Annotated in this window: 11 protein-coding genes; 3 read left to right on the plus strand and 8 right to left on the minus strand. The window is 52.3% G+C overall.

The features are described 5' to 3' along the window. Nucleotides 1-16 precede the first annotated feature (16 nt). A complete protein-coding gene (locus J9253_RS06385; RefSeq protein WP_210223818.1) occupies nt 17-1,336 on the minus strand; it encodes an ABC transporter substrate-binding protein in 1,320 nt (439 codons plus the stop codon). A 295-nt stretch (nt 1,337-1,631) separates the two neighbouring features. On the opposite strand from J9253_RS06385, the gene xylB reads away from it, so the two are divergent. Both xylB and J9253_RS06395 read left to right on the plus strand, forming a co-directional pair. Continuing rightward, nucleotides 1,632-3,080: a xylulokinase gene (xylB, locus tag J9253_RS06390; RefSeq protein ID WP_210223819.1), complete on the plus strand. Its 1,449-nt coding sequence runs from the start codon at nt 1,632-1,634 to the stop codon at nt 3,078-3,080. 150 nt (nt 3,081-3,230) lie between these two features. Further along, nucleotides 3,231-3,416: a DUF1127 domain-containing protein gene (locus J9253_RS06395; RefSeq protein ID WP_210223820.1), complete on the plus strand. Its 186-nt coding sequence runs from the start codon at nt 3,231-3,233 to the stop codon at nt 3,414-3,416. A gap of 186 nt (nt 3,417-3,602) precedes the next feature. Here J9253_RS06395 and J9253_RS06400 read toward each other — a convergent pair whose 3' ends face one another. The 7 genes from J9253_RS06400 to miaB form a co-directional block, all read right to left on the minus strand. Further along, the gene (locus tag J9253_RS06400; RefSeq protein ID WP_210223821.1) at nt 3,603-4,229 is read right to left on the minus strand and encodes a bifunctional 4-hydroxy-2-oxoglutarate aldolase/2-dehydro-3-deoxy-phosphogluconate aldolase; all 627 of its coding nucleotides are present in this window, start codon (nt 4,227-4,229) and stop codon (nt 3,603-3,605) included. Nucleotides 4,230-4,231: 2 nt separating this feature from the next. After that, nucleotides 4,232-6,067 (minus strand): phosphogluconate dehydratase, encoded by a 1,836-nt coding sequence (edd, locus tag J9253_RS06405; RefSeq protein WP_210223822.1) that lies wholly within the window; start codon nt 6,065-6,067, stop codon nt 4,232-4,234. Next, on the minus strand, nt 6,064-7,536 hold the full coding sequence (gene zwf, locus J9253_RS06410) for a glucose-6-phosphate dehydrogenase (RefSeq protein ID WP_210223823.1): 1,473 nt from the start codon (nt 7,534-7,536) through the stop codon (nt 6,064-6,066). Before zwf ends, edd begins: the two co-directional genes overlap by 4 nt. After that, nucleotides 7,533-8,504: a carbohydrate kinase family protein gene (locus J9253_RS06415; protein WP_210223824.1), complete on the minus strand. Its 972-nt coding sequence runs from the start codon at nt 8,502-8,504 to the stop codon at nt 7,533-7,535. Before J9253_RS06415 ends, zwf begins: the two co-directional genes overlap by 4 nt. Before the next feature lie 12 nt (nt 8,505-8,516). Continuing rightward, entirely contained in the window at nt 8,517-9,554 is a 1,038-nt protein-coding gene (locus tag J9253_RS06420) for a carbohydrate porin (RefSeq protein WP_210223825.1), read from the minus strand. Nucleotides 9,555-9,746: 192 nt separating this feature from the next. Continuing rightward, entirely contained in the window at nt 9,747-9,941 is a 195-nt protein-coding gene (locus J9253_RS06425; protein ID WP_210223826.1) for a hypothetical protein, read from the minus strand. 315 nt (nt 9,942-10,256) lie between these two features. Continuing rightward, nucleotides 10,257-11,624, minus strand: a complete 1,368-nt coding sequence (miaB, locus tag J9253_RS06430) for a tRNA (N6-isopentenyl adenosine(37)-C2)-methylthiotransferase MiaB (RefSeq protein WP_210223827.1) — start codon at nt 11,622-11,624, stop codon at nt 10,257-10,259. Between the two features lie 151 nt (nt 11,625-11,775). Here miaB and J9253_RS06435 point away from each other — a divergent pair, with 151 nt between their 5' ends. Further along, nucleotides 11,776-12,264 carry an SH3 domain-containing protein gene (locus tag J9253_RS06435; protein ID WP_210223828.1) on the plus strand — a complete coding sequence of 163 codons (489 nt, stop codon included), beginning with the start codon at nt 11,776-11,778 and terminating at the stop codon, nt 12,262-12,264. Nucleotides 12,265-12,269: the final 5 nt, after the last annotated feature.

A 12,269-nucleotide genomic window follows, 5' to 3' on the forward strand; every position in this document is an offset into this window, starting at 1 on the left:
TCCCAGTGGAGAGAGCCTATTTCTTGAAGTAACCCGAACGTTGCATTTCGCGCTCAGCAGAAACCTGTGAGGCTTTCAATGCATCATCAACAGACATTTTGCCTGCCAGCGCAGAACTCATTTGCTGACCGACTGCGATACCAATAGCTTGGAACTCAGGAATAGCGGCAAACTGTACGCCCGTGTAAGGCGACTTGGGCAAGGTGCTATCATTTGGATTGGCACTGTCAATGGCTATTTTCTCTGCACTTGCGAAGACCGCTGCCTTCTGGAAATCAGCGTTGGCATAAGTGGAAGCACGTGTACCAGTCGGTACTTTGTTCCAACCTTCTTCCTTGGCAACCAGATTGATGTAGTCCTTGGAAGTAGACCACTCAATGAACTTTTGAGCTTCGGCGGAGTGCTTGGAAGACTCAGGTATGGCTAGCGCCCATGCCCACAACCAGTTGGCACCTTTAGGCGTGACTTTGGTGGGTGCTTGTGCGAAAGCCACTTTGTCAGCGACTTTACTTTGTGCTGGGTCAGTGATGAAGGATGCTGCGATGGTGGCATCGACCCACATCCCGCACTTGCCTTCGTTATACAGCGCGAGGATTTCATTGAAACTGTTGGCAGCAGAACCCGGCGGGCCGTATTTGCCCAGTAGATCAACGTAGAAACCGACAGCATCTTTCCAAGGTTGGGATTCAAGTTGCGGCTTCCAGTCCATATCGAACCATTGACCACCGAAGGTATTCGCCATGGTAGTGATGAGTGCCATATTGTCACCCCAACCCGGCTTACCGCGCAGGCAGATACCGTAAATACCGTTATCTTTATCGGTAATTTTAGCGGCAACTTCCGCAACGTGATCCCATGTTGGGTTGTCAGGCATATCCATGCCAGCTTTTTCCACCAGATCTTTGCGATACATCAGCATGGAGCTTTCACCGTAGAACGGTGCGGCATACAATTTACCATCAGCAGACAAACCATCGCGGATGGCAGGCAGAATGTCACCCACATCATAGGCATCATCAAATGTCAGATCCTTGATCCAGCCTTTTTTACCCCAGATAGGGGCTTCGTACATACCGATGGTCATGACGTCGAACTGACCACCTTTAGTGGCAATGTCGGTCGTAACACGTTGACGCAGTACACCCTCTTCCAGCGTAACCCATTTGAGTTTGATGTCAGGATTCGCGTCTTCGAAATGCTTGCTGAGCTTTTGCATTTCAACCATGTGACCATTATTGACGGTCGCAATCACCAGATCAGTGGCTGCGTGAGTAAATGTGGCTGACGTCAATAGAATAGCACCGCTAACAGCGGTAAATAGGCGGGTAAATTTCATACAACTCCTCCAGTGGCTGTAAAAATCCGGCATCAAAAGTGATATTTTGATGCAGAAAAATAGAAGCATTCCTCTCAATGCAGATAATAGAGTATCACCAACAACCTGAACACCCTGATACGGTATATAACAATGCTGATACTTTATTGCATTTTTTGACATTTATATAGATTCATTAATGCATAAAAGTTTAGTAGTGAGACTTTCAAGGTTTATTCTTTGAAATTAAGCATATAACAACATAACGATAAGCTAATTCAGCCTAACAATAGCCCCCATTGAAGGAGAGGACATCATGTATATCGGTATCGATATCGGCACATCGGGTGTAAAAACGTTACTCATGAATGAGCAACAAACCATTATCGGCTCAGCACATGCTGGGCTAAGTGTTACCCGCTTGCATTCTGGCTGGTCGGAACAACATCCGGCGGACTGGATCAGCGCAACACAAACCACCTTGGACACGCTTGCCCAACAGTTCCCCGCTGCAATGGCGGCAGTCCGAGGGCTGTCATTGTCTGGGCAGATGCACGGTGCGACCCTGTTAGATAAAGATCATCAAGTATTGCGCCCCTGCCTCTTGTGGAACGATACCCGCAGCCATCTGGAAGCCGCCGCGCTAGATGCCAACCCGTTGTTTCGCCAGATGTCCGGGAACATCGTTTTTCCGGGCTTTACTGCCCCCAAATTGCTGTGGGTGAAGCACCACGAACCCGCCATTTTCGATCAGGTAGCGCAAGTCCTGTTACCCAAGGATTATGTACGCCTGTGGCTAACCGGCGAAACGGTGTCGGATATGTCGGATGCGTCCGGGACGTCATGGCTCGATGTCGCCGGACGCTGCTGGTCGGATGAATTGCTGGCTGCCAGCAGTATGCAACGCAGCCAAATGCCACGTTTGGTGGAAGGCACTGAAAACAGCGGCGCGTTGCGTACTGTACTGGCTAAACGTTGGGGGATGCAGCAATCGCCGCTGGTGGCCGGTGGCGCAGGTGACAATGCGGCCTCGGCTTGCGGCATGGGAGTTGTACAAGCGGGTAGCGCTTTTGTTTCGCTGGGAACATCCGGGGTGCTGTTTGCGGCTAATGCCACGTATCTACCGAATCCCGGCAGTGCGGTACACGCTTTTTGCCATGCCATACCGGATACCTGGCATCAGATGGGGGTTATCCTCTCAGCAACCGATGCCTTGAACTGGTATGCAGGCATTACCGCTATTCCCGCTGCGGCCTTGACCGCTGCGTTGGGGGAACACCTGAGCGCCCCCAGTGGCATCACCTTCCTGCCTTACCTGTCTGGGGAACGTACCCCGCATAATGATGCCACCATTCGGGGGGCATTCATCGGCCTTGAACACCAGCACACCCGGCAACACCTGACGCAGGCTGTCTTGGAAGGCGTTGCTTTTGCCATTCGCGATAATCTGGGAGCACTGAATGCCGCTGGTACTAATCTGCAACGGCTGACGGCTGTCGGGGGTGGTTCAAAATCGCATTACTGGCTGCGCCTGATCGCTACCGTACTGAACCTACCAGTCGATATTCCCGCAGATGGGGATTTCGGCGGGGCTTTCGGGGCGGCAAGGTTGGCATTGATTGCCGCCAATAATGCTGACCCGCTGAGCGTTTGCCAACCACCGCCGATTAAACAGAGCATCGCCCCACAATCAGCGTTAACGGTAGCCTATGAAGATGCCTACCAACGTTACCGAGCTGTTTATCCGCTCCTGAAGCAGCGTTAATAGCGACAAGCGTATTCACGGCTCGAGCACGCTAACATGATACAACGGGTTAGTTTATCTAACCCATACCTCAATTTATTCTCACTTGTTGCAGTGCAGCATCAAGAGTAGAGTGACCCCATCAAGAACATTCCAATAGAGGAAATAATTATGTTTAGCATTCCAACCATCATCGTTAATTTATGGGCATTTTGTAAAACAGAAGTAAGCATTTACAAAACCATTAACACATTGCGTGCGTTTAGTGATCGCGAATTAGAAGACCTGGGATTATCCCGCTTTACTCTGCAAGATGCAGTGCGCAATGGTCGTAAGAATCAGGAGCTTTTCAGATAAAAAAAGCCCCCTCTCGGAGGAGAGGAGGTAACTGAGGAGTCGTAAAAGAAACTGTTAAAAAGACCCCTCCCTTATGAATGACTCAACATAAGGGAAGGGTTAACCAGAGCCGTTAAACCAGACTATCCTAACGGCTCCAATGTCCAGAAAAGTAGAGGAGTCGACTCAATACCTGACTGTGGACATTCAGGCCACTTTAACCAATTCGCAGTTAAAGCGGGCAATGCTTTCAATACCTGCCCAGTCATGGGCGAGAACTTTATCTTCCGGGGTCAACCACGAACCACCCACACACAATACATTGGGTAATGCCAAGTATTCGCGAATGGTTTGCACGCTAATGCCACCGGTTGGGCAGAAACGCACATCAGGCAAAGGCCCATGGATGGATTTCAACATTTTCACCCCACCCGCTGCTTCAGCCGGGAAAAACTTCAGGGTGTCATAGCCACGTTCCAGCAATTTCATCACCTCGGATACCGTTGCAGCACCGGGCAATAGCAGCAAACCTTCATCTTCTGCCGCCGACAGCAAGCTATCGGTGACACCGGGCGACACCGCAAAACTGGCACCTGCCGCTTTCACCGCTTTCACATCAGCCGGGGTCAACACCGTGCCCGCGCCGACGATACTGCCAGGCACTTCACTCATGCGACGGATCACTTCCAAGGCCGCCGAGGTACGCAAAGTCACTTCCAGCACATGCAGGCCACCGCTGACCAATGCCTGCGCCAAGGGCTGGGCAAGCGTGGCATCATGAACGACCAGCACCGGAATGACCGGCACTTGCTGGCAAATACTTCTAATTGACATGGTTATGCCCTCTCTGTATCAGTAAACAGGGCACTTGCCCCACTCGCGGCGGCGCTGACATGCGAACGGAAAACCTGAAACAGTTCCCGCCCACAACCAGAGCCGTTGGCACTCAAATCCACACTGACTGGTGCACGTTCTGCAAACCCTGCTGTCAGCACTTCCAGATGACCGTTATCCACATCCAGTCGGATCAAATCGCCATCACGGATTTTGGCTATTGCGCCCCCATCCATCGCCTCTGGGCTGACATGAATAGCCGCCGGAACTTTGCCGCTGGCTCCTGACATTCTGCCATCCGTGACCAGCGCGACGTGTTGCCCACGATCCTGCAACAAGCCCAACACTGGCGTCAGGCCGTGCAACTCCGGCATTCCATTGGCTTTTGGCCCCTGAAAACGCACCACACACACAAAATCCCCTTGCAGCTCACCCGCCTCAAACGCAGCTTTAACCGCTGCCTGATCGTGGAAAACCTTCGCCGGGGCTTCAATCAGGTGTTTATCCGGCTTAACTGCCGACACCTTGATAACCGAATCGCCCAGATTGCCCAATAACCGCACCAAACCACCGGAAGGTTGGAACGGCTGGACAACCGGGCGTAAAACGTCCGTATCATGGCTGGTGCTCGCACCTTCGCGCCATGTAACGGTTCCATCTGCTGCCAGCACGGCTTCTTGCGTATAGTGATGCAAGCCCTTCCCGGCAACAGTGTCTACTTCTTCATGCAATAGCCCCGCCGCCAACAATTCGCGGATCACGAACTGCAAGCCACCGGCCGCATGGAAATGGTTCACGTCCGCCACCCCGTTGGGGTAGACCCGCGCTATCAGCGGGGTAATCGCGGACAAATCAGCAAAATCTTCCAGACACAGTACAATGCCCGCCGCCCGCGCCATCGCCACCAAATGCAACAGCAAATTGGTCGAGCCACCGGTGGCGTTCAAGCCAACAATGCCGTTCACAAACGCATTGACCGTGAGGATGTTGGCAGCAGGCGTGTAATCCTGCCCCTTTGCCGTCATCGCTAACGCACGCTGCGCACCCGCAACCGTCAAGGCTTCGCGCAACGACGTACCCGGATTGACAAAACTGCTACCGGGCAATTGCAAACCCATGAATTCCATCAACATCTGGTTGCTGTTCGCCGTGCCGTAGAACGTGCAAGTACCCGCGCCGTGGTAGGATTGCATTTCAGCTTGCAGCAATTCCGCACGCCCCACTTTGCCCTCAGCGTATTGCTGGCGCACTTTGGATTTCACATCATTCGCCAGCCCCGACACCATCGGGCCTGCGGGCAGGAAAATGCACGGTAAATGCCCAAAACTAGCCGCTGCGATCACTAACCCCGGCACAATCTTGTCGCATACCCCCAGAAAAGCGGCAACATCAAACACATTGTGTGACAAGGCAACGGCGGCACTCATGGCGATCACATCGCGGGAAAACAAGGATAATTCCATGCCCTCCTGCCCTTGCGTTACCCCATCACACATCGCGGGAACGCCCCCGGCAACCTGAGCGGTTCCGCCGACTTCACGCACGGCCGCCTTGATCAGGTCGGGGTAGTAAACGAAGGGCTGGTGCGCCGACAGCATGTCGTTGTATGCGGTGACAATACCCAGATTGCCCGCTGTCCATTCCACCAGTTTCAGCTTGTCCGCATTGGGAACGGCGGCGACTGCATGTGCCAGATTGCCGCAACTCAGCTTGCTGCGCGGGGTCACGGGGTTAGCCGCTGCCACTTGCTGCAAGTAAGCCGCACGGCTCGCCGCACTACGAGCTTCAATGCGCTGAGTGACTGCCACTAATTGTGGGTGAAGCGTGTGATGACTCATGATTCGATCTCCCGCCAGCGGCGTCCGTCGCGTGCCATCATTTCAATGGCAGAAATAGGGCCGGAAGTACCCGGATCGTAGCCATCAGGCTTTCTACCGGATAATTGCCATGCCTCGATGATGGGGTCTATCCATTGCCACGCGGCTTCCACTTCATCACCACGCATGAACAGGGTTTGGTTGCCGCGTACTACATCCATCAGTAAACGTTCGTAAGCATCCGGCATCCGCCAGTCCTCGTTCTGACCTTCCGCAAAGGCCATATCCAGTGGAATGTCGTGCAGACGAAAACCACCCGGCCCCGGTTCCTTGGTCATGATATGCAGGCGCAGACCTTCATCTGGCTGCAAACGCATGGTCAAGACATTGGGGAGAATCGGCGTCGGCAGATCACCAAACATGAGGTGTGAAGGCTGTTTGAAGACCACCGCAATTTCGGCGGATTGCGCTTTCAAACGCTTGCCGGTACGTAAATAAAAGGGCACGCCTGACCACCGCCAACTATCAATCTCGACTTTCAACGCAACATACGATTCGGTCATACTGGCGGGATTTCCCACTTCTTGGATATAAGCAGGAGAGGAGGAGCTTGCCAAATATTGTCCGCGAACCGTATGGTCGAGAACTTTTCGCCCGGAGAGAGGGCGCAGGGAACGCAGTACCTTCAACTTTTCATCGCGGACTGCATCCGCCTCAAAACGATAGGGCGGCTCGATAGCGATCAGGCAGAGCAACTGCAACAGGTGATTTTGCACCATATCGCGGATAGCACCAGCGGTATCGTAATAGCCACCGCGCGAACCGACACCGAGGGACTCGGCGGCAGTAATTTGCACATGGTCAATACACTGAGCATTCCAGACAGGCTCAAACAAAGCATTGGCAAAGCGCAGTGCCATCAGGTTCTGCACGGTTTCTTTGCCAAGATAATGGTCGATGCGGTAAATGGCGTGCTCGTCAAACACCTCACCAACTTGCGCATTCAATAAGGCGGCGCTGGCATGGTCATGCCCCAAAGGCTTTTCCAACACCAGACGGGCATTGTTACCCGCCAACCCTGCGCCTGCCAAGCCGTGGGAAATAGCGCTGAACAAGGCGGGCGCTACCGCCAGATAATAAATACGAATCCGTTCCGGGCAAGTATCCAGAATGGTTGCCAGTGACTGAAAGCTGGCGGGGCTCATCAGATCCACTGCATGGTATTCCAAGCGCTCTAGAAAACGCGCCAGAGTTTCCGCTTGAGCCTCAACCGCACGTAAATGGGTTTGCAGGGCATCAGCAACCTGTGCACGGTATTCCTCAAGCGTTTGGTGGTCTAATGCCAACGCAATAATACGGGCTTGTGGCGGAATTTGTCCGACAGCATCGCGACGGAACAAAGCGGGCAATAACTTGCGTAAGGCCAGATCCCCCGTGCCACCAAAAATAACCAGATCAAAGACCTCAACCGGAATAATGACATGACTCATACAAGTAATTCCTCTGGATAATCAGCAAGTGCCAACTCGACTTCTTTAGCCGATGGCAGATCAGCCCCTTGGCGTGAACAGGTAATGGCAGCAGCACACGCCGCTTTATGCCCAATACGCTGCAAGGTTGATGCTGTTAATGCTGCTACCCAATCAGCCGTATTGGCTTGTAAATCCAGCAAACTGTCTAATAACGACGCTTGGAAAGTATCCCCAGCGCCAACGGTATCCACCACGTTGACACGCGGGGTTGGCAAGGTCACTTGCGCCTGTTGGCTCCACAACGACGCACCTTCACTGCCACGGGTTAACGCTGCAAGTTTTACGCCAACCGCCAACCAGTCGGCGATAATGCTTTCGGGTGCAATACCGGGGTATAAGGCTGCCAAATCTTCATCACTGACTTTGACAACATCCATAAAGGGCAACAATTGGGTGATACGCTCACGCCATTGGTGCACATCTGGCTCGACCGTCAAACGAATATTCGGGTCAAGTGACAACAAACACTTGCCCGCTTGTCGACGAGCAAGTGCCAGCAAGGTATCCGCTGTGGGGGCAACCACCAACGAATACGACCCCATGTGAATACCTGTTACCTCGGTGTCATCAAAGGCAATATCTGCCGGGGCTAATAGCCGATCGGCAGCACCTTCACCGTAAAACGCATAGTTGGGCACGCCCACGGCGTTTTTCTGGATGAAACCCAAGGTCGTCGGCGCGGCTTTACGGGCAATGAAATCGGTAGATACCTGCTCCGCTTGCAGCACCGCCATCAAGCGGTCACCTAAAAAATCGGTGGAAACACCGGTCAATAACGCAACGGTCTGCCCCAGACGGCGCAGACCAATCGCAACATTGAACGGTGAACCACCGGCTCGCGCCGCAAACGGTACAGCAAATGCTGATTGACTCACCCCTTCCGGGACAAACACATCAAACAACGCCTCACCACAAACAACAAACATGGGGTAGTTTCCTTAGAAGGCGTAATCGAAACGCATACGGACGGCATTCAGCTTGTCATCCTTGACCACATTATCGGCTTGAGATGTATTGGCAGCGAACGTGACGGTAGCATCTTTCACACTAAACAGCGGCACGGTGTAGGTAGCATATAAAGTATTGACTTTGGGTTTGGCAGCAGCGCCATTATCGGTGGTGGAATTAATCCAGCCACCCCCCAATCCCCCACGCTTCATGTTTACCCCGAATGAGGTGACATCCGCATCAGCCACGCCGGTACTTTTTTCCTTCAGCCGGGAAACACTGGCATTTACATCTGCCGTACCCACTTTGAATGCTGCGCCAAGGCCGATACCATTCTGGGTCAACTTGGTAGTAGCGCTAGCCTTGTCGGACACACTTTCAAAACCTGCGTGCAGGGTCGTATTGCCGACTTTGTATTGCAGCGCCGGACGAACCCCGGTGAAGCTGTCATTACTACCGGTTTTATTCGCCATCAGCCCCATTTCCAGCTTGAGCTGGTCAGACGGGTTGGAATGCAGCGCAACGTGCAGCACGTCATCTTTACGACCGCGTACCTTGTTGGCTTCATAGACTTTGGCTTCTCCCGCCCCGGCATGGGTGATGAGGGTATCGTTACCTAGTGGAAACAGATTGAAGGCTTCAAAGCGCCCGATTTGCGCATCCCACTTCTCACGCCCCATTTGCAGGTATACATCTTCGTACTGCATATCGTTCCCTTGGAAGGGCACTAAGGGTTGCGCTACGCCTTTGATGAAGTAATCTTCACCTTTGATTTCACCGACAGCATTGAGCTTGATACGCCCGCCGTGGGTGAAATTGCCACCCGAATCACCACTAGCATCATCGGTAGCCGCGTTATAAACGGTAAAACCAGACCCACCATCATCCGCTGTAATGTCTAATTGGACATCACCGCCAATGGTAAAGGTTTTACTGGGGGAAGCTGCTGCATCTGCTGCCATTGCGCCAGCACTCATCAACAAAACAGCCAAACTACTGACAACACTCAACCGAACACTCGTTTTCATTGCACTTACCTACTGTGTTACTATAAGTGCGCTCATTACTGAGCGCTAAGGGCGCAGTTCGCCTCGGCCAAGTGGCGGGGAGTACCAGTCCCATCCACTTGCTCCAATGCCGAAGCGAACTGCCATTTACTTTAAAGTCGGATTACACTGCCACAGCGGGCTTTGAAGCAATCCGAATGTTGCATTTCGCGCTCAGCAGAAACCTGTGAGGCTTTCATTGAAACGATTGGAAGAAGAGTCCGGTGGGTCGTAGTTATCCATCAGCCCAACATCGCCTTTAGTGGAGATGCCGACGGCAACAACCAGCCCAGTGGCTGCGTGAGCGAGTGTGGCTGACGCCAACAGAATAGCACCGCTAATAGCGGCAAAAAGACGGGTAAATTTCATACAGCTCTCCTCCGGTGGCTGTAAAATCCCACATCGGAAGTGATATTCTGATGCAGAAAAATATAAGCATTCCTCTCAATGCAGATAATAGAGTATCACCAATAATCCGAGCATCCTGATACGGTATATAACAATGCTGATACTCTATTTCCGTTTTTAATGATTTGTATTGATCTGTTAATGCATAGAAGTTTAGCCGTGAGGGTTTTGGGGTTTATCCTTTAAAATTAAGTATATAACAACATAATAATAATCTAATTATCTATACTAATAATCCCCACTTAACCAGATTAAATATTAATCATTGGGTGAAAATCACGACTCAATCGGCTCCATCACCATTCGTCCCACCTCGCTTTCCACCGCGACAATCACGCCACGCAGAGAATTCGGTTGGGCTTCGGTAATACGCACATCTACAAATTTCCCGATCAGGCGCGGATGCCCGTCGAAATTGACCACGCGGTTATTTTCAGTGCGCCCCGCCATCTGATCGTGTTTACGGGATGGGCGTTCCACCAACACCCGTTGCACCGTGCCAACCATTGCCGCGCTGATGGCGTTGGATTGCGCCAGAATGCGGGTTTGCAGGTGTTGCAAGCGGTCTTTTTTCACTGACTGCGGCACATCATCCGCCAGACTCGCGGCAGGAGTGCCGGGGCGCTGACTGTAGATAAAGCTGAAACTCAGGTCGAAGTTCATCTCTTCAATCAGCTTCATGGTATCGGCAAAATCCTGCTCGGTTTCACCGGGAAAACCAATGATGAAGTCGGATGACAAGCTGAGCGTCGGGCGGATTTTGCGTAACTTGCGGATTTTGGCTTTGTATTCAATCGCCATGTGGTTGCGCTTCATCGCCATCAAAATCCGGTCAGAACCGCTTTGCACCGGCAAATGCAGGTGATTCACCAGTTCTGGCACATCCTCATACACCTGAATCAGGTTGTCATTGAATTCATTGGGGTGCGAGGTGGTGTAACGGATACGGTCGATACCATCCACGGCTGCCACAAACGTAATCAGCATCGCCAGATCGGCAATCGAACCGTCGTGCATTTTACCGCGATAGGCATTCACGTTTTGCCCCAGCAAATTGACTTCGCGCACACCCTGCGCCGCGAGCTGGGCAATTTCGGTAATCACATCATCGAAGGGACGGGAAATTTCTTCGCCACGGGTGTAGGGAACCACGCAGAACGTACAATATTTGCTGCACCCTTCCATCACCGATACGAACGCGGTGGGGCCGTCAGCACGCGGTTCTGGCAAGTTGTCGAACTTTTCGATTTCGGGGAAAGAAATATCCACCACCGGGTGATGTTCCGTGCGCACTTGACGGATCATGTCCGGCAAACGGTGCAAAGTTTGCGGGCCGAACACCACATCCACCACCGGGGCGCGTTGGCGCAAGGCTTCACCTTCCTGACTGGCGACACAGCCGCCGACACCGATGACAATGTGCGGACGTTTATCTTTAAGCTTTTTCCAACGTCCCAATTGTGAGAAGACTTTTTCCTGCGCCTTTTCGCGGATCGAGCAGGTATTCATTAATAAGACATCGGCCTCTGCGGGGTCATTGGTGAGTTCCATTCCCTGTGCATGGTGCAGCACGTCCAGCATTTTGGCTGAGTCGTACTCGTTCATTTGACATCCGTGGGTTTCGATAAAAATTTTGCCTGCCATGTGTCCGTTTTGTCCGTCGTTTGAGCATTTGGAAAACAGCTATTATCCCCGCTCTCCCGAAAGCAAACAACTTTTCGCGAAAACAGACTAAAATTGTGAGTGTAATGCCCGCAAGGGACACTTCAGTCTACAAGAGGATAAGGAATACACCATGAAAGCGATTTCATTCTTCCCGGCAATGGCCTTGGCTTTAACACTGAGCGTATCCAGCGCACAAGCAGCAACTGACGTGTATGTCGTAAGTGGTGTGCAAAGCGGTCAATTCTTGAATATGCGCAGCAATGCAGGCACTGGCAACACGGTTACTGGCAGGATTCCGTCCAACGGCCAAGGTATCGTCACCACGGGCGAACAAAAAAAGATCAATGGTTCAGTCTGGGCAAAGGTTTACTGGAAAGGCAGCGGCGGCTGGGTCAATAAAAGCTACTTGTCCCCCGCCAACCAAAAGACCACTGTTGCACCACCGGCAAAACCCCAAGCCACTGTTGCACCACCGGCAAAATTTGTTATGTCTGTGATGGCTCCGTACAAAGTTACTACGCCACCCATGATGCCGTCGGTGAAAGTGCCGTCTTACATGACCCCACCCAAACCGTTAATACCGTCTTACATGATCCCACCCAAACCGTTAGGCAAGTAATCAAC

It is taken from the genome of Thiothrix litoralis, from assembly GCF_017901135.1.
Lineage (GTDB): Bacteria > Pseudomonadota > Gammaproteobacteria > Thiotrichales > Thiotrichaceae > Thiothrix > Thiothrix litoralis.